The 24,244-nt window shown below is 67.5% G+C and carries 20 protein-coding genes and 2 pseudogenes; 9 read left to right on the top strand and 13 right to left on the bottom strand.

The genetic code is table 11. From position 1 onward, the window contains the following. Positions 1 to 121: 121 nt before the first annotated feature. Both NM2_RS20745 and NM2_RS20740 read right to left on the bottom strand, forming a co-directional pair. Positions 122 to 1,546, bottom strand: a complete 1,425-nt coding sequence (locus NM2_RS20745) for an aldehyde dehydrogenase family protein (protein ID WP_067671178.1) — start codon at positions 1,544 to 1,546, stop codon at positions 122 to 124. Positions 1,547 to 1,621: 75 nt separating this feature from the next. Then, entirely contained in the window at positions 1,622 to 2,605 is a 984-nt protein-coding gene (locus NM2_RS20740) for an AraC-like ligand-binding domain-containing protein (protein ID WP_067671175.1), read from the bottom strand. 122 nt (positions 2,606 to 2,727) lie between these two features. On the opposite strand from NM2_RS20740, the gene NM2_RS20735 reads away from it, so the two are divergent. Then, positions 2,728 to 3,426 (top strand): IclR family transcriptional regulator, encoded by a 699-nt coding sequence (locus NM2_RS20735; RefSeq protein ID WP_067671173.1) that lies wholly within the window; start codon positions 2,728 to 2,730, stop codon positions 3,424 to 3,426. Between the two features lie 11 nt (positions 3,427 to 3,437). Here NM2_RS20735 and NM2_RS20730 read toward each other — a convergent pair whose 3' ends face one another. Continuing rightward, complete coding sequence (locus NM2_RS20730; protein ID WP_067671171.1) at positions 3,438 to 5,336, bottom strand: FAD-binding monooxygenase; 1,899 nt, start codon at positions 5,334 to 5,336, stop codon at positions 3,438 to 3,440. A gap of 342 nt (positions 5,337 to 5,678) precedes the next feature. Here NM2_RS20730 and NM2_RS20725 point away from each other — a divergent pair, with 342 nt between their 5' ends. From NM2_RS20725 to NM2_RS20700, 6 genes are all read left to right on the top strand, one after another. After that, positions 5,679 to 7,358 (top strand): fumarylacetoacetate hydrolase family protein, encoded by a 1,680-nt coding sequence (locus tag NM2_RS20725; RefSeq protein ID WP_067671170.1) that lies wholly within the window; start codon positions 5,679 to 5,681, stop codon positions 7,356 to 7,358. A gap of 4 nt (positions 7,359 to 7,362) precedes the next feature. Beyond that, on the top strand, positions 7,363 to 8,034 hold the full coding sequence (locus tag NM2_RS20720) for a GntR family transcriptional regulator (RefSeq protein WP_067671167.1): 672 nt from the start codon (positions 7,363 to 7,365) through the stop codon (positions 8,032 to 8,034). A gap of 25 nt (positions 8,035 to 8,059) precedes the next feature. Further along, positions 8,060 to 9,568 carry a 5-carboxymethyl-2-hydroxymuconate semialdehyde dehydrogenase gene (gene hpaE, locus NM2_RS20715; protein WP_067671164.1) on the top strand — a complete coding sequence of 503 codons (1,509 nt, stop codon included), beginning with the start codon at positions 8,060 to 8,062 and terminating at the stop codon, positions 9,566 to 9,568. 62 nt (positions 9,569 to 9,630) lie between these two features. Then, positions 9,631 to 10,779 carry a 3,4-dihydroxyphenylacetate 2,3-dioxygenase gene (gene hpaD / locus NM2_RS20710; protein ID WP_067671161.1) on the top strand — a complete coding sequence of 383 codons (1,149 nt, stop codon included), beginning with the start codon at positions 9,631 to 9,633 and terminating at the stop codon, positions 10,777 to 10,779. 35 nt (positions 10,780 to 10,814) lie between these two features. After that, positions 10,815 to 11,603 carry a 2-oxo-hept-4-ene-1,7-dioate hydratase gene (gene hpaH / locus NM2_RS20705; RefSeq protein WP_067671158.1) on the top strand — a complete coding sequence of 263 codons (789 nt, stop codon included), beginning with the start codon at positions 10,815 to 10,817 and terminating at the stop codon, positions 11,601 to 11,603. Further along, a complete protein-coding gene (locus tag NM2_RS20700; protein ID WP_067671155.1) occupies positions 11,588 to 12,391 on the top strand; it encodes an HpcH/HpaI aldolase family protein in 804 nt (267 codons plus the stop codon). Before hpaH ends, NM2_RS20700 begins: the two co-directional genes overlap by 16 nt. Before the next feature lie 111 nt (positions 12,392 to 12,502). On the opposite strand, the gene NM2_RS20695 is transcribed toward NM2_RS20700, so the two are convergent. The 10 genes from NM2_RS20695 to NM2_RS20650 form a co-directional block, all read right to left on the bottom strand. Beyond that, positions 12,503 to 13,429, bottom strand: a complete 927-nt coding sequence (locus NM2_RS20695; RefSeq protein WP_067671152.1) for a dioxygenase family protein — start codon at positions 13,427 to 13,429, stop codon at positions 12,503 to 12,505. Between the two features lie 29 nt (positions 13,430 to 13,458). Next, on the bottom strand, positions 13,459 to 14,514 hold the full coding sequence (locus NM2_RS20690; protein WP_067671149.1) for a maleylacetate reductase: 1,056 nt from the start codon (positions 14,512 to 14,514) through the stop codon (positions 13,459 to 13,461). A gap of 10 nt (positions 14,515 to 14,524) precedes the next feature. Continuing rightward, entirely contained in the window at positions 14,525 to 16,006 is a 1,482-nt protein-coding gene (locus NM2_RS20685; protein WP_067671146.1) for an aldehyde dehydrogenase family protein, read from the bottom strand. Beyond that, positions 16,006 to 16,989 (bottom strand): hydroxyquinol 1,2-dioxygenase, encoded by a 984-nt coding sequence (locus tag NM2_RS20680; protein ID WP_067671143.1) that lies wholly within the window; start codon positions 16,987 to 16,989, stop codon positions 16,006 to 16,008. Before NM2_RS20680 ends, NM2_RS20685 begins: the two co-directional genes overlap by 1 nt. Before the next feature lie 29 nt (positions 16,990 to 17,018). After that, positions 17,019 to 17,567: a cupin domain-containing protein gene (locus tag NM2_RS20675; RefSeq protein WP_067671260.1), complete on the bottom strand. Its 549-nt coding sequence runs from the start codon at positions 17,565 to 17,567 to the stop codon at positions 17,019 to 17,021. A gap of 179 nt (positions 17,568 to 17,746) precedes the next feature. After that, a complete protein-coding gene (locus NM2_RS20670; protein ID WP_067671141.1) occupies positions 17,747 to 18,349 on the bottom strand; it encodes a hypothetical protein in 603 nt (200 codons plus the stop codon). A 56-nt stretch (positions 18,350 to 18,405) separates the two neighbouring features. Continuing rightward, positions 18,406 to 19,785, bottom strand: coding sequence for a VWA domain-containing protein (locus NM2_RS20665; RefSeq protein WP_157121202.1), 1,380 nt, complete (start codon positions 19,783 to 19,785; stop codon positions 18,406 to 18,408). A 1-nt stretch (position 19,786) separates the two neighbouring features. Beyond that, the gene (locus NM2_RS20660) at positions 19,787 to 20,674 is read right to left on the bottom strand and encodes an AAA family ATPase (protein ID WP_067671258.1); all 888 of its coding nucleotides are present in this window, start codon (positions 20,672 to 20,674) and stop codon (positions 19,787 to 19,789) included. Positions 20,675 to 20,863: 189 nt separating this feature from the next. Beyond that, complete coding sequence (locus tag NM2_RS20655; protein WP_067671134.1) at positions 20,864 to 21,802, bottom strand: helix-turn-helix transcriptional regulator; 939 nt, start codon at positions 21,800 to 21,802, stop codon at positions 20,864 to 20,866. A 193-nt stretch (positions 21,803 to 21,995) separates the two neighbouring features. Beyond that, a complete protein-coding gene (locus NM2_RS20650) occupies positions 21,996 to 22,712 on the bottom strand; it encodes a FadR/GntR family transcriptional regulator (protein WP_067671131.1) in 717 nt (238 codons plus the stop codon). A 204-nt stretch (positions 22,713 to 22,916) separates the two neighbouring features. Between NM2_RS20650 and NM2_RS20645 the strand changes: the two are divergent. Next, a pseudogene (locus tag NM2_RS20645) lies at positions 22,917 to 23,874 on the top strand (alpha/beta hydrolase). A 26-nt stretch (positions 23,875 to 23,900) separates the two neighbouring features. Continuing rightward, positions 23,901 to 24,149 (top strand): annotated as a pseudogene (locus tag NM2_RS53010) (UbiD family decarboxylase); the annotation flags it as partial. Positions 24,150 to 24,244 lie beyond the last annotated feature (95 nt).

The following is a 24,244-nucleotide window of genomic DNA, read 5'->3' as shown; positions in this document are numbered from 1 at the left end:
CTTCGCCTGCGGCCAGGCACTCGATCATCAACTTGGATTATTCAATATCGATAAATTTCAGATTATCGACAACTATTGGGCTGTCAAACATCCCTTGTCATCATTCGACACCGCGACGTGCTCAGCCGCTGACGATGCGCGGCTCTGCCACCGACTTCAGCCCTTCGACACCGAACTCCAGCCCGTACCCCGACTTCTTCACACCACCGAAAGGCACCTCGGGGTGCAGCGTGCCGTGCGAGTTGATCCAGACCGTGCCCGCCCGCAGCCGGGCCGCCACCGCGCGCGCCGCCACCCGATCGCTGGACCACACCGACGCGCCCAGCCCGGCATCGAGCCCGTTCGCGCTCGCGATCGCGTCCTCGACGTCGGTGTACCGGACGACCGGCAGGACCGGGCCGAACTGCTCCTGATCCACCAGCGCCACACCATCGGTGAGGTCGGCGATGATCGTGGCGCGGAAGAAATTGGCTCCCAATTCGGGCGCGGGCTCGCCGCCGACGACCACCCGTCCACCTCGCGCCTCGGCGTCCTCGACGAGGCGCGCGACGATGTCGAACTGCGCGGCGTTCTGCAACGGTCCCAGCACATTTCCCGGGTCGAGCCCGCAGCCCATCGGCATCCGCCGCACCACCCCGGCGAGTGCGTCGATCACCTCGTCGTGGATCGATTCGTGCACGTAGAGACGCTTGAGTGCCGCGCAGGTCTGGCCGGTGTTGATGAACGCGCCCCAGAACAGGTCCTCGGCGATCGCCTTCGGGTCGGCGTCGGGCAGCACGATACCGGCGTCGTTGCCACCGAGTTCGAGCGTGAGCCGGGCCAGGTTGGCGCTGGATGCCTCGACGATCCGGCGGCCGGTCGCGGTCGACCCGGTGAACATGACCTTGTCGATATCGGGATGTGCGGCGAGCCTGGCGCCGACCTCGCGATCGCTCGACACGACCGGGACGAGCACCCCGGGCGGCAGCACCTCGTTCAGGACGTCCACGAGGGCCAGAACGCTCAGCGGGGTGTATTCGCTCGGTTTGACCACGACGGTGTTGCCCATCCGCAGCGCCGGAGCGATTTGCCAGATCGCGATCATCAACGGCCAGTTCCACGGGCCGATCGCAGCGACGACACCGAGGGCGCGGTAGGTCAGCACCGCATGGTCGGTGTCGCTGTCGATGAGGACTTGCGGTTCCAGAACCGTGGTGGCGGCCGAACGCAGCCAGGTGACGCAGGCGCCCACCTCGAAGCGCGCGTTCGGGCCGTCGAGCGGTTTGCCCTGCTCACGCGAGAGCAGGCGAGCGAGTGCCTCGGCGTTCGCGTCGACCGCGTCCGCGGCGGCGTGCAGCAGTTTGCTGCGGACCGCGTGACCGAGTTCATCCCACTCCCGTTGCGCGGCCTTCGCGGCGGCCACGGCCACGTCTACTTCGACGATCGCCTGCTCCGGGGCGTAACCGATCGTCTCTCCGGTGGCCGCGTCGGGAATGGCGCGGCCGGTGGCGGGGTCGGCCTGCACGCGCGCGAGCAGGACCTCGTCGACGGACTTCACCTCGGGCATCGAATCTCCTTCGCTTTCACCGTCTACGGGATCGGTGAATGCAGGATGCCGTGTGTCACACCGACGCGAGTGTGACTATCGAGCACGGATATGCGACGAGAGCGCACGATCGTCGCGCCACTGCCCCGGCGTCACCCCGTAGGCGTTCTTGAACACCCGCCCGAAATACCCGGCATCGACGAAACCGCAGCGGTGCGCGATCTCCGCGACGGCCAGATCCGCACCGCCGCGAGCGGCCAACTGCGTGCGCGCGCACTCGAGTCGACGGCGCCGGATCCATTGCCCCACACTCGATCCGGTCGGCTCGAAGAGCTTGTGCAGATAACGCACCGAGACGTGGTGGACCTCGGCGATGCGCGCCGCGTCGAGTTCCGGATCACCCAGTTGCTCGTCGACGTACCGCAGGATTCGCATCGTCAGCGCCCCCACCTCCGCGCGAGCCGGGCCCACCCGCCGCTCCAGATGCTCGCCGAGAAACGTACCGACCAGATCGAGGAAATGACGGCTGACCCGAGCCCCGGACGGACCGGCCAGAACGCCGAGATTATCGGCGAGACCACGCAGATACGAGGCGACCAGCGGGGCGGTCCCCGCCGCGGAGGCCAGCGGCGCGGCTGTCAGCTCGCCGACGACGCCATCGGGCAGACCGAGCGCGTCCTTGGGAAACAGCGCGACGAGAAACCTGGTGTCGGTCTCGAAAACGAGATCGTAGGAGCGCGCGAAATCGTAGATCACGATCGTCCCCGGCTCGAGCCGCGTCTCGTTGCCGCCCTGCCGCACCACACCGCTACCCGCCAATTGCAGTGTGAGCTTGAAGAATTCGCCGGAAGCGCGATGGCCACCGGGACGGCGAGAAACCTGATGTGAGGTGCCTGCGATATCGGTGACCTGGAGTTCGGCGGTGCGAGCGCCGATGATCGATCCGGCGAAGCGACCATCGAGCGGATCGATCCGCAGCGGCGGGAAGAAATCCTCCACCCCCACCCGCCAGGCCAGCAGCGCGTCATCCCGGTCGAGCCCGCAATCGTGCCGGATGGGGGCGAGGTCTGCCGAGTTCATGGTGCTCTCCTCGGGCCGGCGCGCCTGCGCGGTCGGTGATCGAATAATGAATTCCTGATTCTATTATCGAGTGGGCGGCCGTTGCGGCCGTTCGATCCGAGAAACAGGAAGGGGCGGCCCGAGTGCCCGGCAAAGCAGGTTCCTCGACCGGTTCGCAGACTCTCGGCCGCGGCATCCGCCTGCTCGAGATTCTCGCCGACGCCGGCCGGAGCATGACCATCGACGAACTCGCCGGATCCCTCGGCGTCCATCGATCGGTCGCCTACCGGCTGCTGCGCACCCTGGAGGATCACGGCCTGATCGCCCGCGAGGCCACCGGCCGGATCATGCTCGGCGCGGGACTGGCCGCCCTGGCCGCGGGTGTCTCGCACGATCTGCAACAGGCCGCCCTGCCCGAATTGAAGGCTGCCGCAAACGAATTGGGCATGACCTGCCTGCTGGTCGTGGCGCACGACGGGGCCGAGGCCGTGACGCTGATCAGCGCGGCGCCGCAGCAGAGCGTCGCCGTGGCCTACCGCCCCGGCCACCGTCATCCGCTCACCCGCGGCGCACCGGGCAAGGCGATCCTGCTCGAGCGGGACGACAAGCTGTGGCCCGCGGACCTGCGCGAGGAGCTCACCCTCGCCGGAACCCGCGGATTCGCCACCAGCCACGGTGAGGTGGTGCCGTCGCTGTGGTCGGTGGCCGTGCCGCTGATGATCCCCGGCCAGCCCGACGCCTCGATCGCGGCGATTCACGTGTCGCTGCCCCGGTCCGAGCCGGAGATCGCCGAGCGGCTCGGGACGGCCGCGAAGGCCATCGCGCGCGCACTCGGCGGTTGACTCAGGCGAATTCACAACGCACTCAACCGTTTTCCCGCGATCCGGTCGAAGAAGGCGGCGAGCTCGCCGGTCGCGTCGAGCGGCAACACGTCCGCGACGTACTGATCCGGCCGGACCACGACCACCGCGCCGTCGCGGGAGATCTCCCGGGCGGTGAAGATGTCGTCGGCGGGGTCGGTCGCATACACCTTCTCGTAGTCGACGATCTGGAAGGGGCCGACCTTCGGCAGGAACACCGCGGGCACTTCGCCGAGGTCCACGCATGTGTGGTCCTGCTGGTAGATCACCTTCACATCGAACCACGCGTCGAGGTCGGCGCACGCCGGAGTGTGTGCGCGCAGCGGTGATTCGGGGGTGATCAGCCACTGCGCCAGTTCGGCCGTCTTCGATGCCTCGCCCGCCGCGGGCCGATCGGCGAAAACGTAGATCCGCCAACGCCCGTCGGCGCTCGCGTGATGGCCGAGGTGTTTCGGATTCGCGTCGCAGACCCGGGTTACCATATGCGATTTGAAACGCTTGCCGATCGGGAATCCGGCGGCGAGCCGCTGATGCGCGGCCTCGGCGACGAGCAGCGAGGGCGCGTACCGGGTCATGAAGCCCGCGGGGAATTCGGCGGTCTTCACATAGAACTCCTCCAGTTGCGTGGGGTCGTCCATATCTTCGGGCCGAGCCGCCATCAGCGTCGACCATTCCCGGTCGAAATCGATCAGGTTCTGAGCGATCACCTGCCGCTCGGCCGAATACGTGTCGAGGATGGATTCGGCGGCCCGGCCGTCCAGGACGTGCGCCAGTTTCCAGGCGATGTTCCAGCCGTCCTGCATCGAGACGTTCATGCCCTGTCCCGCCTTGGCCGAATGGGTGTGGCAGGCATCCCCGGTGATGAACACCCGCGGGGTGCGGGTGCCGGACTCGCCGGGGTCGACGTCGTCGAATTTGTCGGTGACGCGGTGGCTGACCTCGTACACGCTGCGCCAAGCGACGTGCCGCACGTTCAGCGTGTAGGGATGCAGGATCTTGTTCGCGCGCGCCTCGACCTGTTCCTGTGTGGTCTCACGCACTCGGCCGTTGTCGTCTTCGGGCACCTCGCCGAGGTCGACGTACATCCGGAACAGGAAGTTGCCCTCTCGGGGAATGTGCAGGATGCTGCCCCCGTCGTGCGACTGGATGGCGCACTTGAGACGGATGTCGGGAAAGTCGGTGTCGGCGAGCACGTCCATCACTCCCCACGCGTGATTGGCCTGCTTGCCCACGAACCGGCGGCCCAGGGCCTCGCGCACTCGGCTGCGCGCGCCGTCGCACCCGATCACGTACTTGGCCTTGACAATTCGCTCCCGCCCCGCGCGCTCCCCCGATGTGTGACGCAGCACGACCGTGACCGGATACGCACCCTCGCCGGTGACGGTGAGCGTCAGGAATTCGTAGCCGTAATCGGGCTCGACCCGGGCGGGCGCATTCCTGGCGACCTCGGCGAAGTAGTCCAGCACGCGCGCCTGGTTGACGATCAGATGCGGGAATTCGCTGATGCCGTGCTCGTCGTCGACGGTCCGCGCGGTGCGCACGATGCTGCTCGGATCGTCCGGATCCGGCTTCCAGAACGCCATTTCGGTGATCCGGTACGCCTCGGCAATGATCCGCTCGGCGAACCCGAATGCCTGGAAGGTCTCCACGCTGCGCGCCTGAATTCCGTCCGCCTGCCCGACCTCGAGCCTGCCCGGCCGCCGCTCGACGATGCGGGTGGCGATGTTCGGAAACTGCGCGAGCTGCGCGGCGGCGATCATGCCCGCCGGGCCCGAGCCGACGATGAGCACGTCGACCTCGTCGGGCAGGTCGGACGGCCGATCGACGCCGTAACCGGCCGCAGGCTGGATGAGCGGATCACCGGATACGTAGCCGTGGTGATGGAACTGCACGGGTTGCTCCTCACTCCCGAACGGGCGAGTGTTGTTCGATAATAGAACTATTAATTCGCATATAGAGTGAGCCGATGGTACGACGTGAGCCAGATCGCAGACAAGCACTCCGCGTGACCCAGGTCGCGACAACAGGTCGCCGGCGTTCTGGAGCGCCTCGATGTCCGGGTGGAGGTATCGCTGAGCGATCCAGGATCGGCGCGTCCGGCGATCTGCCGGAGTCGATGCGGCGTCGCCTCGCGACGTCGAGGCCGATGACCGCCCTCCCAGCCGGTTGCGCAGCACTATGAAGTAGCTCAAACGACGACTTGCGGAACATGATGATCGTATACGATTTGAAATATGATCACGGATGACGGGCAACCGACCGACGGATCGACCGGCGCCGAACAGGCTTCACCCCTGCCGACCGCGCCAGGCAAGATCGTCGCGGTACACCTCAGTTACGAGTCGCGCGCCACACAGCGTGGCCGTCGTCCGGCTGCGCCGTCGTACTTCTTCAAGCCGACCAGCTCCCTCGCGGCCTCCGGGTCCGAGGTCGAGCGCCCCACGGGAACCGAGTTGCTCGCCTACGAAGGCGAGATCGCCCTGGTGATCGGCACGCCCGCGCGCAACGTCGCCCTCGCGGACGCCTGGTCGCACATCGCATGGGTCACCGCGGCCAACGACTGGGGGCTCTACGATCTGCGGGCCAACGACAAGGGCTCGAACGTGCGCAACAAGGGACGCGACGGGTACACCCCGCTCGGCCCGAACCTGATCGACGCCCGCACCATCGATCCGGCCGAACTGCGGGTGCGCACCTGGCACAACGGCCGCCTGGTCCAGGACGATACGAGCGCGGCGATGATCTTCCCGCTGACGCAGTTCGTCGCGGACCTGTCCCAGCACTTCACCCTGCACACCGGCGACGTCATCCTCAGCGGCACCCCGGCCGGGGCCTCGGTCGCCGAACCGGGCGACGTGATCGAGATCGAGGTGGACGCGCCGACCGCCGCGGGCAATCCGTCCAGCGGCCGACTGACCACGCGGGTGATCGAAGGTCGCGGCGGCTTCGATCCCGCACTAGGGTCACTGCCCTCGGTCGACGACCGCCAGCGCGAAGAAGCATGGGGATCGCTTGCGGCAGCCGGACTTCCAGAGCGGACAAGCGAACTGCCCGAACACACAACCGGACTGCATCAGCAGGCAACCGAACTCCTCGCGCAAGCAGCCGGGCTCATTGATCAGGCAAGCGAACTCCCCCAGCAGGCAACCGAACTCCTCGAGCAGACACCGGGACTACCCACGCAGGCGGCCCAACCCCCCGAACAAGCACCAGGCCTGTCCCCCGAACTCCGCGCGAAGCTGACCGAGGCGCCCGTGGCGGGTCTGTCGCAGGCCTTGCGCAAACGCGGACTGAACAACGTCCACATCGACGGCGTGCACTCGATCCGTCCGGGCAGCAAACTGGTCGGCACCGCGAAGACGCTGCGTTTCGTGCCCAATCGGGAGGATCTGTTCCGCAGCCACGGCGGCGGCTACAACGCGCAGAAGCGCGCCTTCGACGCCGTCGCGGCCGGTGAGGTCATCGTGATCGAGGCGCGCGGCGAGTCCGGTTCGGGCACCCTCGGCGATGTGCTCGCGTTGCGCGCCCGAGCGCGCGAGGCCGCGGGCATCGTCACCGACGGCGGCGTGCGCGATGTCGTGGCGGTCGCCGCGACGGGCCTGCCCGTCTTCAGCCGGGGTGGGCATCCGGCCGTGCTGGGCCGCAGACATGTGCCGTGGGACGTCGATGTCGCCATCGCCTGCGGCGGCGCGACGGTACTGCCCGGCGATGTCATCGTCGGCGACGACGACGGCGTGATCGTCATCCCGGCCGCGCTCGCCGAGGAGGTCGCCGACGCGGCTCTCGCACAGGAGACGGAGGACGCCTGGGTCGCCGAACAGGTCGCCGCGGGCCATCCGGTCGACGGCCTGTTCCCGATGAACGCCGAGTGGCGGGCCCGCTATGAGCGCAGGTACGACCGTGCCGGGGAATGATGCGATGGTGACCGAGCCTCGAAGCAAATCCCAGATCGCCTACGACTGGATCCACACCCGGATCGCCGACCGCCGATTCGTGCCTGGTTACCGGCTCGTCCTCGGCACGATCGCCGACACGCTCGGCATGAGCGTCGTCCCGGTGCGCGAGGCGATCCGGCGGCTCGAGGCCGAGGGTGTGGTGGAGTTCGAACGCAATGTCGGCGCACGGGTCGCGGAGATCGACCCCACCGAGTACCTGCACACGATGCAGACGCTCGGCGTGGTCGAGGGCATCGCCACCGCGCTCGCGGTCCCCCACCTGACCGACGCCGATCTGGATCACGCGCTGGCCGTCAACGATCGCCTGCGAAACCTGCTCGACGACTTCGACCCGCACCTGTTCACCCGGACCAACGAGCAGTTCCACACCGTCCTGTTCGAGCCCTGCCCGAACCCGCACATCCTCGACCTGGTGCAGCGCGGCTGGACGCGCATGTCCGGCCTGCGCACCTCGACGTTCGCCTTCGTCCCCGATCGCGCGCGCGAATCCGTCGACGAGCACGAGCAGATCATCGAGCTGATCCGCCGCCGAGCCGATCCGCTGGAGATCGAACTGGCCGCGCGACAGCACCGCTGGCGAACCATGAACGCCTATCTCGAGCAGCATCCGCCCGGGGCGCACCCCACCGACTGATCCCCTACCCGACGGAGGAAAGACCATGGCAGACAACGAAACTCGTGGGCATCACGTCCCTGCCGACCTCCCCCACCGCATCGAGCACTACATCGACGGACAGTTCGTCAGCTCGCTCGACGGCGACACCTTCGACGTGCTCGATCCGGTCTCCAACGACCCCTATCTGCGGGCCGCGGCAGGTAAGAAGGCCGATGTCGATCGCGCGGTCGCCGCGGCGCGCAAGGCGTTCGTCGAGGGGCCGTGGCCAAAACTCCTTCCCCGCGAACGCGCCAAGGTGCTCAACCGCATCGCCGACATCGTCGAGTCACGTGACGCTCGCCTGGCCGAGTGGGAGAGCTTCGACTCGGGCCTACCGATCACCCAGGCCTTGGGCCAAGCCCGCCGCGCCGCGGAGAACTTCCGGTTCTTCGCCGACCTGATCGTCGCCCAGGCTGACGACACCTACAAGGTCCCCGGTCGCCAGATCAACTACGTCAACCGCAAACCCATCGGCGTCGCGGGCCTGATCACGCCGTGGAACACCCCGTTCATGCTGGAGAGCTGGAAACTCGCACCCGCTCTGGCCACCGGCAACACCGTCGTACTCAAACCCGCCGAATTCACCCCGCTCTCCGCGTCGCTGTGGGCGGGCATCTTCGAGGAGGCCGGACTCCCCCACGGCGTGTTCAACCTCGTCAACGGCCTCGGCGAGGACGCGGGCGACGCGCTGGTCAAGCATCCCGACGTGCCTCTCATCTCGTTCACCGGCGAAAGCCGCACGGGCGAAACCATTTTCGCCAACGCCGCCCCCTACTTGAAGGGGCTGTCGATGGAACTCGGCGGCAAATCCCCCGCCGTCGTGTTCGCCGACGCCGACCTGGACGCCGCGATCGACGCGACCGTCTTCGGCGTGTTCTCCCTCAACGGCGAACGGTGCACCGCGGGCAGCCGCATCCTCGTCCAGCGCGAGATCTACGACGAATTCGTCGAACGCTATGCCGCCCAAGCCGACCGCGTGAAGGTCGGCTACCCGCACGACCCGGCCACCGAGGTCGGCGCGCTGGTACATCCCGAGCACTACGCGAAGGTCACCAGCTACATCGAGACCGGCAAGACCGAGGCCCGCCTCGTCGCCGGTGGCGACCGGCCCGCAGACTTCCCGACCGGAAACTTCGTGCGCCCCACCGTCTTCGCCGACGTGAAACCCGACGCCCGGATCTTCCAGGAAGAAATCTTCGGCCCGGTCGTCGCGATCACCCCCTTCGACACCGAGGAAGAAGCCCTTCAACTGGCCAACGGCGTGAAATACGGGCTGGCAGCGTACATCTGGACCAACGACCTCCAGCGCGCGCACAACTTCTCGCAGGCGGTGGAGGCGGGCATGGTCTGGCTCAACTCCAACAACGTGCGCGATCTGCGCACCCCGTTCGGCGGGGTCAAGGCATCCGGGCTCGGCCACGAGGGCGGCTATCGATCCGTCGACTTCTACACCGATCAGCAGGCCGTCCACATCACCCTCGGCAAGGTCCACAACCCCAGCTTCGGCAAGTAGACGGCGCATACGAACAGAGTGCAGCGCCGACACCCAGCACACATCACAGCAAGGCCGTAACGATGACCGAACGCACACTCACCTCCTCTGGTTTCTTTGTCTCGCAGGAGGTTTCCCTCGTCGTAGCCGACGCGGTGCCAACCCCTTCCGCGCCGCCGCCGGACATCCTGCGCGCCGCCTACGCCGAACTCGTCGTGACCGACCTCGCCGCCTCCCGCGAGTTCTACGTGGACGTGCTCGGCCTGGTCGTCACCGAGGAGGACGAGGAAACGATCCACCTGCGCACGCTCGAGGAGTTCATCCACCACAATCTGGTGCTGCGCCGCGGGCCGGTCGCCGCGCTGGCCGCGCTGGCCTACCGGGTGCGCACCCCCGAGGACCTGGATCGGGCCGAGGCGTTCTACGCCGAACTCGGCTGTGCGGTCGAGCGGCGCGCAGCCGGATTCACCAGGGGCATAGGCGATTCCGTGCGTGTGGTCGACCCGCTCGGTTTCCCGTACGAGTTCTTCCACGACGCCGAACACGTCGAGCGCCTGGCCTGGCGCTACGACCTCTACACCCCCGGGGCGCTGGTCCGGCTCGACCACTTCAACCAGGTCACCCCCGATGTGCCGCGCGCCGTCAAGCACTATCAGGATCTGGGTTTCCGCGTCACCGAGGACATCCAGGACGCCGACGGCACCACCTACGCCGCGTGGATGCGCCGCAAACCGACGGTGCACGACACCGCCACCACCGGCGGCGACGGCCCGCGCCTGCACCACGTCGCCTTCGCCACCCACGAGAAGCACAACATCCTCGCGATCTGCGACAAGCTCGGCGCCCTGCGCCTGTCCGACCGCATCGAACGCGGCCCCGGCCGCCACGGCGTCTCCAACGCGTTCTACCTGTACCTTCGCGACCCCGACGGCCACCGCATCGAGATCTACACCCAGGACTACTACACCGGCGATCCCGACAACCCCGTGGTGACCTGGGACGTGCACGACAACCAGCGTCGCGACTGGTGGGGGACCCCGGTCGTGCCGTCCTGGTACACCGAGGCCTCGCTCGTCCTGGATCTGGACGGCAACCCACAGCCGGTGGTGGCGCGCGTCGAGACCAGCGAGATGGCGGTCACGATCGGAGCCGACGGCTTCTCCTACACCCGCGAGAACCGCGACCTGCCCGACTGGAAGAAGGGCGAGTACAAGCTGGGCAACCAGCTCTGAACATCGAAAATTCGCCTGCCAGAAGGGAATTCGCAATGGCGCTGGACGCCCGGACGATCACGGCGATCGCCGACGAACTCGCGGACGCCGAACGCGACCGCACCACCGTACCGTTGCTCAGCGCACGGTATCCCGGGATGACGATCGAGGATTCCTACGCCGTGCAGAACGAGTGGCGACGTCGCGGCATCGCCCGCGGACGCCGGCCGGTCGGCCGCAAGATCGGGCTGACCAGCAAGGTGATGCAGGTCGCGACGGGTATCACCGAGCCCGATTACGGCGCGATCTTCGCCGACGCGGTCTTCGACAACGGGGCGGTCATCGAGCACGGGCAGTTCTCCAACGTCCGCATCGAGGTCGAACTCGCCTTCGTGCTCGCCGACGCCCTGCACGGCCCGGACGTCACGATCTTCGACGTTCTGCGCGCCACCGAGTACATCGTCCCGGCGCTGGAAATCCTCTCCTCCCGAATCGAATTGCCCGGCCGCACCATCGTGGACACGATCAGCGACAACGCCGCCTTCGGCGGTCTGGTCTACGGCGGCAACCCGATTCGGCCAGGCGGCACCGACCTGCGCTGGGTGTCGGCGCTGCTCTACCGCAACGAGACCATCGAGGAATCCGGCGTCGCGGCGGCGGTGCTCAACCACCCCGCCACCGGCGTGGCCTGGCTGGCGAACAAACTCGCGCAACACGAGGACCGCCTCGAACCGGGCGAGATCGTGCTGGCCGGATCCTTCACCCGCCCGATGTGGGTCGAGCCCGGCGACACCGTGCTCGCCGATTACGGACCGTTGGGAACGATATCGTGCCGCTTCATCTGACCCCCACCTTCCGCGAGCGCCTGGCCGAGGCCGACCGCACGCTCTACGGCGGCTGGATCTGCTCGGGCTCACCGGTCGTCGCCGAGATCATGGCCGGCGCGGGCCTGGACTGGCTGCTGATCGATATGGAACACGCGCCCAACGGCCTCGAATCCACGCTCGCACAGCTGTATGCCGTATCCGCCTACCCGGCGACGCCGGTCGTGCGGGTACCGTCCGGCGAAACCGTGATCATCAAGCAGGTGCTCGATCTCGGCGCGCAGAACATCCTGGTACCGATGATCTCCACACCGGAGCAGGCGCGCGACGTCGCCGCGATGACTCGCTATCCCCCGCTCGGCACCCGCGGCGTCGGCAGCGCACTCGCGCGCTCGGCCCGCTGGAATCGCGTCGAGGGATATCTGCGCGACGACGACCAGCACGTCTCGCTGTTCGTGCAGATCGAGACCGCGCAAGGCGTGGCCAACGCCCGCGCGATCGCCGAAACTCCCGGCGTCGACGGCGTTTTCGTCGGCCCGAGCGATCTCGCCGCCTCCATGGGATTGATCGGCCGGCAAACTCACCCCGACGTCGTCGCCGCCGTACATCGCGCGTTCGCGGGAATCGAGGCAGCGGGAAAACCTTACGGCGTCAACGCCTTCGACCCCGCGGCGGCACACGACTACGCCGAGACCGGAGCCGGCTTCATCCTCGTCGGCGCAGACGTGGCTCTACTCGCGCGCGGCTCGGAAAAACTCGCGGACACCTACATCGGCCGCACGGAGCAAGCACCACGCGCCTCCTACTGACGAGGTCTCCGGAGCTACCGGCTCGGTCGTGCTGATCATCGTCATCCCGGTCCAGATCTTCTTCCTGACCGAAATCCGCACCGGAATCACACCGGTGCCGTCGACAACGCCTCACGCACCCGCCGGGGCGAGCACGATGTCGAAGCGGACCCGGGACCAGGTGCCCTCGACCGCCCGGCCGTCGGGCGTCGGGGACTGTGCGGGCTGCCGCTCGAACGTCTTGATCAGCGACTCCTTGACGCCGAAAACGGTGTCCTTCCAGCCGATCGGATCACCGTCGGGGAAGATGTGCGTCACGAGTGTCCGGGCGTTCTCATGGCTGACCATGAAGTGCAGGTGCGAAGCGCGCAGCGGACTGCGGCCGACGGCCTCGAGCATCTGTCCCACCGGTCCGTCATTGGGAATCGGGTACGGCGTCGGAGTCAGGCCCCAGAAGTCGTAGCTGCCGTCCTCACGGGTGAACAGGTGTGCGCGAGCGGCCCGCTTCGCGGCGTCGCGCTGCACGTCGTAGAGACCGTCCTCGTCGGCCTCCCAGACCTCTATCCGGGCGCCCGCGAGCGGCTTGCCGTCGGTGTCGGTGACAGTGCCTTCGACCCAGCACGGCTCGCCCGGCGCGCCGAACACGATGTCGCCGCCGACCTCGATCTCAGGACTGTCCGCAACGAAGAACGGGCCGAAGACGGTCGCCTCGGTCGCGTTCGCGTACGCCTGATTGTTGATGTTGATCGTCTGCATCGACGCGCCGAGCGTGTCGGAGAGCAGGATGAACTCCTGGCGTACGTCGTCGGTGATGTGACCTGCCCGGGTGAGGAAGGCGATCGCGGTTTCCCACTCCCGCTCGGTCAGCCGCACCTCACGGATGAATCCGTGCAGGTGCTTCACCAGCGAGACCATGAGCTCTTTGAGCCGCAGATCCTCGCACGCGTCGAAGGACGCCACGACGTTGGCGACCAAGCGTTCTTCGACGGCCCGTTGTTCAGGGGAGACCTCCCGCTGAACGTGGCCGTTCTCGACGTCGCTGCCGGGGTTGGTGGACATGATTCCTCGATCTTCGTTGCGGGTCTCCGTCAGCTCTGGCCGTGACCTGACCATGCCGCGCGCAGCAGCGTGGTCAGGTTCTCCTCGCTCACGGGGGTCGGGTTGTCGGCGGGGATCGCGGCCTTGATCGGCGCGATCGCTCTGGCGATACCGTCCTCGGGCATGCCGTAGTCCTTCAGCGCCCGCGGCGCGTCCAATTGGGCGCGCAACCTGGCGAGACCCTGCCCCGCGGTGGCGGATCCGAACGCCTGCGCGATTCGGCGCTCCGCCTCGGGGGCGTTGGGCGCGTTGAAGGCCAGGACATGCGGCAATACCACCGCATGAGTCTGCGCGTGCGGAAGGTTGAACATCCCGCCCAGCACGTGACAGATCTTGTGGTGCATACCGGATCCGGCGCTGGCGAAGGAGACTGCCGCGAGATACGCCCCGTACAGCGTCCGCTCGATTCCGTCGATACCTGCCGAATCAGCTTTGACCTCGGGCAAGCCCGCGGCCAGACCGGCGATTCCCTCCTGTGCCAGGGCACGATCGATCGGGTCGGCACGTGGCCCCCACATGGAGTCCACGCAGTGCGCCATGGCGTTCAGGCCGCTGGCCACGGTCATCTCGCCGGGCAGTGTGGTGAGCAGCTCCGCGTCGTACACGATGCTCGCCGGAAGCACCCGATTGTCCACGCCGGTGGTCTTGGTCTCGCCCTCGGTCAGGCCCCAGACGTTGGTCGCCTCCGAGCCCGCGTACGTCGTCGGCACGGCCACGATCGGCAGGCCGGTGGTCATGGCGACGGCCTTGCCCAGCCCGGTCGTCGATCCACCGCCCACGGTGACGATCACGTCGGCGCCCGACGCGACCGCCGCCTGCCGCGCACGCTCGGCCACCTCGACCGGCACATGCATGACGACCTCGTCATGCCGCAGTACGACGGGGAGCTGCGCGGCGATCGGCTCGGCCAGCGCCGCCTCCCGGGCGGAGGCGATCAGCAGGACTTTCGAACCGCCGAGGGCCTCGATCTCGGCCGCCACCGCAGCGGGAGCCTCGCCGGAGGCGAAGACCACCCGCTGCGGCAGCGTCTCGTGAGAGAACTTCATGCCGGTATTCCTACCCGTTGCCACGAGGGTCACGCGGGTAATACGCCGGAAGCGCGGCATCGACGTTGATCCAGGTCGCCTTGGGCTCGGTGTACTCGCGCATGGCCTCGAACCCCATCTCCCGGCCGTAGCCGGAAACACCCATTCCGCCGAAGGGCGAGCCGGGGTTGACCCGCTTGTACGAGTTCACCCAGACCATCCCGGCACGCAAATCCCGGGCCACCTTGTGCGCGCGAGAGAGATCCTTGGTCCACAGACCACCGCCCAGCCCGTACTCGACGCTGTTCGCGATCCGCAGCGCATCCTCGTCGGTCTTGAAGGTGTGCACGACCATGAAGGGGCCGAACACCTCTTCCTGCGCCGCGCGAGCCTCGGGCCGGGTCTCGACGATCGTGGGCTCGATGTAATACCCCGACGCCAGCTCCGGCGCATCGGGCGCCTTACCTCCGGCAAGCACGCTGCCGCCTTCCGAATCCGCGAGCCCGAGGTACGACTTCACCCGGTCCAGGTGCGTCAACGAGGTGAGCGGACCCATCTCGGTCGCGCGCTCCTTGGGATCACCGAGGCGGATCGACTTCGCCAGCCAGACAAGGTGATCCATGAACTCGTCCTTGACCGACTCGTGCACGATCAGACGACTGGCCGCGATGCAGGCCTGGCCCTGGTTGTGGAAGATCCCGAACGCCGTCCCGTTGACCGCGGCCGCGATGTTCGCATCTTCGAACACGATGTTCGCGCCCTTGCCCCCGAGCTCCAGATGCACCTGCTTGAGCGTCTCGGCGGCCCCCTTCGCGATCATCTTGCCGACGTTCGTGCTGCCGGTGAACGAGATCTTCGCGATGTCACGGTGATCGACGAGCCGTTGCCCCGCGGTGGTTCCGTAGCCGGGAACCATATTGATCACGCCGGGCGGGAAGCCGACTTCGGCGGCCAACTCCGCGACGCGCAACGCCGACAGCGGCGTGATCTCCGAGGGCTTCATGACCAGGCAGTTGCCCGCGGCCAGCGCCGGACCCATCTTCCAGCTGGTGAACATCACCGGGAAGTTCCACGGCACGATCTGCCCGACGACCCCGAGCGGCTCGGGGACGACATAGTCGAGAAATCCCTGCTCGACCGGAACGACCGAGCCCTGGAACTTGTCGGCCATGCCGCCGAAGTAGCGGAACGTCGCGGCGGTGCGTGGCACGTCGAGACCGAGCGTGTCGCGCACCGGGTGCCCGGTGTCCCGGGTCTCCAGCATCGCCAGGTTCTCCGCATCGGCTTCGATCGCATCGGCGAGCTTCAGCAGCAACCGGCCACGCTCCGCCGCGGCCATACGACTCCACGCGGGGAACGCCCGCTTCGCCGCGGCGACGGCCCGGTCGACGTCCTGCTCTTTCGCCTCGGCGACGTTCGCCAGCACCGACCCGTCGTGCGGATCGACCGTCTCGAAGGTGGCCCCATCGGCGGCGTCGACGAACTCGCCGCCGATGAACAGCCTCGTCTGCATCAGAATTCGACCGGGTAGGTCGGCGCCTGGCCCGACGCGATCGCTTCCGGGATCTTGTCGGAGTTGTTCTCCCAGACCAGCAGCATCGACCGCTTCGGCGAGTAACCCTGATGGCGAATGTCGGCGGGCATCGCCGAAACGTCGCCGGCCTTCATGACCACGCGCGAGCGCACAGCGCCGGTGTCGCGGTCCTCGACCTCCCAGGTGATCTGGTCGGACAGCTGGACGAACCACTCGACCCGGTCGTTGCCGTGGATGATCGGCAGGATGTACTCCTCGGTGGTCGGGCAGGCCAGCGACTCCTTGCAGACGCTGACCACCGACGGGTTCCACGTGACGTTGGAGCGCGAAAGATAGGCGAACAGGCTGAACGCCGCCACTTCGTTCTCGAAGCCGGGCTCCACCTCGACGACCGGCTCGCTCTGGTCGACGTCGGCGAACATCCGGTTGATCGGGTAGCCCATCTCGTCCGTGCGCGGCTGCTGATCACCGGGCAGACCCACCATCCGGTCGGCGGCCACGCGCTGGCGGGTGACGGCACTGGTGTTGCTGCCGTGCTTGAGGCCGAACGCCGAACCGGTCTCGTGCGGCGAGGCGAACGGATCGAAGGACTCGTTCGTCCAGTCGTCCAGGATCGCCTTGAACGTCTCCCGGATCAACGGGGTCTCGACGTTCTCGCCGTAGTCGAGTTCCGCCTTGCGGTAGGAGTCGTTGTAGCGGCCCGCGAAGATGTCCACCGACCCGTAGTGGTTGACGGTGCCGAATACGCCGTCGAAGTTGACGATGCCGTAGAAGAAATCCCACGCGACGTCCCGCTGCAACGCCCGCAGGAACGCGTCGGCGCTCATCATGTGGTCCCCGGTCGGCCAGGCGATGTAGACGAAGAACTCGTCACGCTTGAACGTGAACTCGCCGAGTTTGAACTCGGCGTAGCCGTCGGCGTTGACCTCGGCCGACCGCTCGATGTCGATCTGGGTGGTCATGGTTGCTCTCTTTCCTCGATCAGCCGTGCTCAGACGGTCTGGCAGATGTCGGCCCAGCGGTACTGCGTCAGCGCGCCGCCGATGGTCTGGATGAGCAGGACACCGGGCGCGCCCTCCTTGACGAAGCGGTACGCCGAGCCCGCGGGCAGCAGCGCCTGGTGGCCGAGGTGCAGGTGGATGCGGCCCATCTTCGGACCGACCGGCTCACCGCCGACCAGAACGGCGCCCTCGACGTCGTCGGCGGCGATCGGCGCGTCCAGCTTCACCAACTCGACGAGAATCTCGCCGCCCGCGTCGTCCATGCAGATCGCGAACTCGTCGTGGGATGCGGTGTACCAGGGCGACGTGCCTTCGGCGCGAACCGTCTCGAGCACGTACTCCCAGTTCTTGGCGACCGCGATCCGGTCCCACGCCGGCATGGTGGCGGCGACCTCGTAGATGTTGGAGAAGGCGTAGTGACGCGCATCGTCGGCGATGAGTTCGACACCGCCCTTCTGGTACTCGGCCAGCGACCCGAACTTCGTCTTGTATTCGCCGCGCTGAACGGCCCCTCCCTGGGCCGGGCTGGTCTGCGTCATGAATCCTGCTCCTCGGTGTTCGTTGCCGCACAGTCGTGCGGGCTCGAGAACGAATATGTTCTGCGTCACTGCCAGTGTCGGGCGGTGGGGAATGCGATTTCCAGCGATCGTGGCCCGGGTGGCGGAATTGAGAATGCCTCTGCGAGAACGCAGCTCGATCAACTTCCGCCGGCTCGCACCTACTCGCCGTAGAACGTGGTTCTGGGCGGCGGGGTCTTACCGGTCCCGGCCGGAGCGTTCACCAACTCCGGCGTGGCCCCGACGACCAGGGCACGGATCTGGGCGAGGACGTCGGCGACGTCACGCGAGAGCGGCACATCCAGGACGAGACCGTCCGCGCCCGCCCGGGCCAGCGCCAGCACCTGCTCCTGCGCCTGTTCGAAGGTGCCGAAGATCCCGGCATCGCGCGGATGACGCTGCGCGAAGCGCGGTTCGAGGTCGGCGCGAGCGGCCGCCTCGCTCATGGTCCGGCCGATCGAGATCGGCACCGCGACGAGCAGCGGGCGGGTCACCTCGGACGCGTCCATCTCCGCGCGAACCGCGCTGACCGCACCCGGATCATTCTCCCGAACCAAACCTGTTGCGTCCGTTGGGAATCCGATGACGACGAGCGCCGGGTCAGCGGCGGCCACCAGCTGGTCCAGCTCGCCGATCTCGGCGGCGTCGTGCAGGTGCACGGCGGAGAAGCCGAGCCGCCCGGCCATCGCCGCGATGGTCACCGCGCGGTCGGCGGGCAGGCCGGGCGGCAGGGTGATGGCCAGGCTCAGCAATTGTCGGGTCATGTGTCCTCCGTGAATTCTCGAAGCCCGCGCAGGCCGGAAAAGCCTGCGGCACAGGGTCATACGATGCGGGTGACCGCGGCGGTGAGCTGGCGGATCGTGGCGACCTCGAAGGCGTCGGTGCAATGCGCGCCATAATCGCTCGCCAGCGAGTCCAACGTGTCCCACTCGCGGCGGGGCTCGGGGTTGAGCCAGTACAACCGCCGGGCCCGATGGCCGAGTTCGGCGACGATCGAGGTGGCCGGCTCACGATTGTGCGAGCGCGCGTCCCCGGCGATGATGACGGTGGTCTTGGCGGTGACGGCCTCACCCCATGTCGCGAGGAACGTCGTCAGCGCGCGGGCGTAGTCGCTGCGCCCGTCCTTGGCCACCAGTCCGTGCTTGGACAGCAGGTGGTGCGGGTCGAGCACTCCCGGATTGCGCTCGAGGACATCGGTTATCTCGACCACGCCGTCGATGAAGACGAACGACCGCACGCGCCGGAACTCCTCGTGCACCGCGTGCAGCAGAGTCAACATGAACGGGGCGAACTGCGCCGTGGAACCCGACACGTCGCACAGCACGACCAGGTCCGGTTTGGTCGGACGGCGTCGCCGCAGTACCGGCCGGACCGGGACGCCGCCGGTGCCCATGGATGACCGGATCGTGCGGCGCATGTCCAGGCCCGAGCCGCCGCGACGTCGCTGGGCGCCCAGCTTGGCCGCGAGCCGGCGAGCCAACGGCCGGATGGCCATCCGCATCGCGACCAGCTCGTCCGCCCCGGCGCGCAGCAGCGCCCGGTCCTGGACGTCCTCGAGCTGCTGAAGCGCGACGCCGTCGCCCTCCCGAAGCCGGCCGGAGAACTGGTCTTGCAACCGGCGACCGAGCTGCTCCACGGCGGTGCGCGCCTCGGTGGCGGTCACGGACCTGTCGAGGCCGGGCTCGTCCTGCGCGGTCTCGAGATAGCGACGGTACAGATCGGGCACGTTCATCCGGCGCAGCATTCGTTGCGCGTGATGGCCCGCCGAGCGGCCGTCCTCGGCATCGCCGCCGAACTTGTCGATGACCTCTTCGAGCACGTGCTCGATATCGCCCTCGTCGCCGTCACGCAGGGCTCGCACGACCGAGTCCAGCAGCTCCTGCTCCTCGGATGCCGCGCTCGAAACGGTCGCGCCGCCGGGCGTCGATTCCGGCCGCTGACTGCGCGGCCGCGGGAAGATCGCGCCGAACGAGCGCCGGAAGAGAACCTCGTGACCGACATCCTTGACGAGCGTCGCGCGCAACGCGCTGCGGACCTGCGACCGGCTGGTCAGGTCCATGTGCACCAACGCGCTGTGAGCATCGAGCAGTTCACTCGTCGACACCGGCATACCTCCGGCCCGCAACCGCTTCACGAGCGCGATGAGCAGGATGGGGGCCGCGTCGCCCATTCGCGGCCGGTCCGGTTCCGACCCGGTCAACTCACGCCACCGACGGACCGGGAAGCCGCAGTTGCTCGCGCGCCTTCACCTTGTCCGGATCGTTCTTGATCACGACGCCGAGCGTCTGGCCCGCCACCGCGTCGGTGAGGTCGTGGTGGCCCAGGGCCTCCACCGCCCGCGCCCAGTCGATCGTCTCGGCCACGCTCGGCGGCTTGCGCAGGTCGAGCGACCGCATGGCACGTACCGCCTTGACGATCTGCTCGGCGAGCTGCTCGGTCACCGTGGGGACACGGCTGCGCACGATCGCCCGCTCGCGCGCCGCCTCCGGGTACTCCACCTGGGCGTGCAGGCACCGGCGCTTGAGCGCCTCGGACAACTCGCGCGTCGAGTTCGACGTCAGCACCACGAAGGGCCGCTGCGCCGCAGCGATCGTGCCGAGTTCGGGAATGGTCACCTGGAAATCACTGAGCAGTTCGAGCAGCAGGCCCTCGACCTCGACGTCGACCTTGTCGGTCTCGTCGATGAGCAACACCACCGGGCCTTCGTGGCGGATCGCCGCGAGCAGCGGACGCTCGAGCAGGAACTCCTCGCCGAAGATGTTGTCGTGCAACTCATTCCACGCGGCACCGTCCTCGGTCCCGGCCTGGGACGCCTGGATCCGGAGCAACTGTTTGCGGTAATTCCACTCGTACAGCGCTCGAGCCTCGTCCAGGCCCTCGTAGCACTGCAATCGAATCAGGGTCGCGCCGGTGCTCTCGGCGACGGCCTTGGCCAGCTCGGTCTTGCCGGTCCCGGCCGGTCCTTCCAACAGGACCGGCTTGCCCATGGCATCACCGAGGAATACAACGGTGGCGAGCTCGGTATCCACGAGATATCCGGTGCCGGCGAGCTTGTCACGGGCGTCGTCGACCGATGAGAACAAAGGCATGTCCTCACCCTCCACCACAGGTGAACCCGAAGGCTATCGCGGACACCGTGATTGGCCGAAATGCGCATCTACCCGCGCCCCGTCTCGCGCCGAGACCGCGGAGTGCCGCCCGGCGATCCGGCGCCGTCGCGACGACCGCGCGGGATCCGGAACCATTGGCGCCCAGTCGAATCGGCGAAATGCGAACGGTCAGGCAGGACCGGTGCGGCGCACCGCGCCCGCGGTTCTGCCGAAACGCTTGTGAAAGCTCTGTGAGAAATACGCCGGGGACGTGAACCCGCACGCCTGTGCCACGTCGGCCGTGCGCAGTTCGGTGGCGTCACTACCGGTCAGATAGCTGTACGCGGTGTCGAGACGACGGGCCAGGATGTACCGCGGCACGCTCTGGGCGGTCACGGCGAACACCCGGGACAGGTGCCGCTCGCTGATGCCGGTGGCGGTGGCGACGTCGGCCGCGCTCAGCACCGGATTGGCGATGTTCTCTTCGATGAATATCTTCGCCGCGGCGCGATAGGACAGCGCGGGATCGGCCCGGTCTCCCGCGACCAGCATCGAGATCAGCTCGACCACCAGTTCCTCGGGAACGGGCACCGCGGCGTCCTTGCGCAGCGACCGCCCGGCCAAGCGAATCAGCGCGCCGCCGTACGGATCGTGGCCGCGCCCGGCATCGACCACGATCGGCCCGGCCAACTCGGCGACACCGGAGACCGCCTCGAGCCGCGACCGCGGGATCGTGATCGCGAGTTCCTCGAGACCGTGGCCGAAGTCCCGCACGAACGGCTGGTCGGGATCGCAGATGACCAGCTGGCCCGGCCGGATGACGCGCTTGCTGCTCGTGCTGTCGAACACTGCCTCACCGCGCAGCGCGACGAATACGGCGATCGAACCCGTCGGCTTCTCCTCGATCAACGTGCCGACCCGGATGACGGAGTGGCTGGTGCCGCGAACGAAAGCGAGTTTGAGTTCGGGCAGCTCGAGATTCACCTCGAGCGCGTCGAATCCCTCGTCCGGAACATCGCAGGCGAGCGCGATGAGTGACTCGGCATTGTGCCGCTCCCATCGACGCACGCGATCCTCGAGCCCGTCGATCGAATATATGCGCGGTCGCGGCGGTAGAACAGCCTCCATGCGCTCCTCCACGCTTTGAAGTATGAGGTAGATGAACAGTCCAGGAGGGTGAAATTCACCTTCGGTTGTAGCGTGCGGTCAGCCCCTTCCCGAGTGGGTGCCGCCATCTGACGTTTGATTGTCAGACATTTGCTCGAGGTACGCAAGACTCCGCTCACGCAGGACCTCGACCGGCCCGCCGGGGCGGTATCCGCTAGTCGCGCCCACCCGCGCGCACTGATTGCTCGAAGTAGACGATGTGTTCAGCCATCGCCTTGCCCGCGGCGTCCGGATCACCGGCGGCGATCGCGTCGAGCAGGACACGGTGCTGATCGTGGAACGCGGCCACGGCCTGTTCCGCATCGCCGGTGTACTCGAGCGCTCCACTCCCCCGCAGCACCCGCACGAGGGCGGTGAAGAGCGCGAGCAGCACGCGATTCCCGCTCGCGGCCACGATCCGCCGGTGGAACTCGGCATCGAAATCACCTACGCCGACACCCTCGGAAACCGCTCCCGCCTGGAGCATTCGCTCGAGGTCGGCGAGGTCGGCCCGCGTCCGGTTGCGCGCCGCGAGTTCGGCCCCCGGCACCTCGAGGATGACCCGCACCCTCTCGACCTCGTCGTGCGTGATTCGACCGAGCTTGAGGATCGTATCCATCGATGTCGAGAGCTCGCTGGCGAGCGACTCGTGGTCCACCGCCTCGACGAAACTGCCGCCCGAGGCGCCCTGCTGTTTCGAGATCAGTCCATCGGTGGCCAGCGAACGCAACGCCTCACGCACGGTAGCCCGGCTCACCTTGAAGCCGTCGGCGAGCTGAGCCTCGCTCGGAAGGCGCTGTCCGGGCTTGAACTCCGAGGACATGATCGCCTCACGCAACTGCCGCTCAACCTGTTCGCGCGGACGGCTGATCGGCTCAGCTTTGAATGCCACGTCAAAAGTCTAGCAATGACCTGTCTCCACAGATGACCACCGGAATCTTCCCGCGGTTCCCGGTCGGCTCGACCACCGATCGAACTGCGCAGCGACTCGGCGACGGCCTATCATCCGAGTTGGCAAACTCGTAGCAATTCCGCTGCCACGTAGATCCGCCGACCGCCGCCGAAGGAATCGCATCGCCAGCAGAGGGAGAGACGCATGACCGAGATCGAGCCGGTACTCGAACGCGAGGCCGCCGAATTCGCCGAGAACGCCGACACCCCGCCGTTCCTGTTCCAGCTGCCGCCGGCCGAGGGCCGCAAGGCCGTCGACGAGGTGCAATCGGGCGATATCGACAAACCCGCCATCGACGAGGAGTGGATCACCGTCGAGGGCGGGCCCACCGGCTCGGTCCGGGTCCGCATCGTCAAACCCGCGGGCGCCACCGGCGTGCTCCCGGTCATCTTCTACATCCACGGCGCGGGCTGGGTGTTCGGCAACGCCCACACCCACGACCGCCTGGTCCGCGAACTCGCGGTCGGCGCGGAGGCGGCCGTCGTGTTCCCCGAATACGACCTGTCACCCGAGGCCAAGTACCCGACCGCGATCGAGCAGAACTACGCCGCCGCGCAATGGGTGTTCGCTCCACGGCGGCGAAAAAGGCTTGGACTCTTCGAAATTCGCGGTCGCGGGAGATTCGGTGGGCGGCAACATGAGTGCGGTTCTCGCATTGATGGCCAAGGACCGCGGCGACGTGCGGGTGACCCAGCAGGTACTGCTGTACCCGGTCACCAACGCCGATTTCGACACCGCCTCGTATCACCAGTTCGCCGAACACTATTACCTCGCCCGCGAAGGCATGATGTGGTTCTGGGATCAGTACACCGAGAACGACGCCCAGCGCGCGGAGATCTACGCCTCCCCGCTGCGCGCCACGCTCGACCAACTCCGCGGCCTGCCGCCCGCCCTGGTGATCACCGGTGAAGCCGATGTCCTGCGCGACGAGGGCGAGGCCTACGCCGCCAAACTCCGCGAGGCCGGTGTCGCGGTCACGCAGATCCGCTTCGGCGGCATCATCCACGACTTCATGATGCTCAACGCATTGCGCCCCACACACGCCGCCGGCACCGCCATCAGACTCGCCCAGGACATCCTGCACGCCGCGCTGCACCGATGACGGACGGAAGCCGTGAATTCAGCTGAATCACCGCGCCGAAAGCCCCCATCCGCGATCTGCGCGAAGGCATCGAACTTCTGAAAAAGCATGCCGGACAATTCGTCTCGACCTCCGTCGAGGTCGACCCCGAGGCCGAACTGGCCGGGGTGTACCGCAAAGTCGGTGCGGGAGGGACCGTCCAGCGCCCGACGAGGGTCGGCCCGGCGATGCTGTTCGAGAACGTCAAGGGCTACGACATTCCCGTCATCGTCGGTGTCCTCGCCTCCCGCAAACGGGTCGGCCTGTTCCTGGGCGCCGACGACAAACAGCTCGGCCGCCACATGCTCCACGCGATGCAGCACGCTCCCCGGTCGAATACATGGCGATCTCC

Origin of the sequence: Nocardia miyunensis NBRC 108239, assembly GCF_001613065.1 — a bacterium.
Lineage (GTDB): Bacteria > Actinomycetota > Actinomycetes > Mycobacteriales > Mycobacteriaceae > Nocardia > Nocardia miyunensis.
This window is presented reverse-complemented; position numbering and strand designations above follow the sequence as displayed.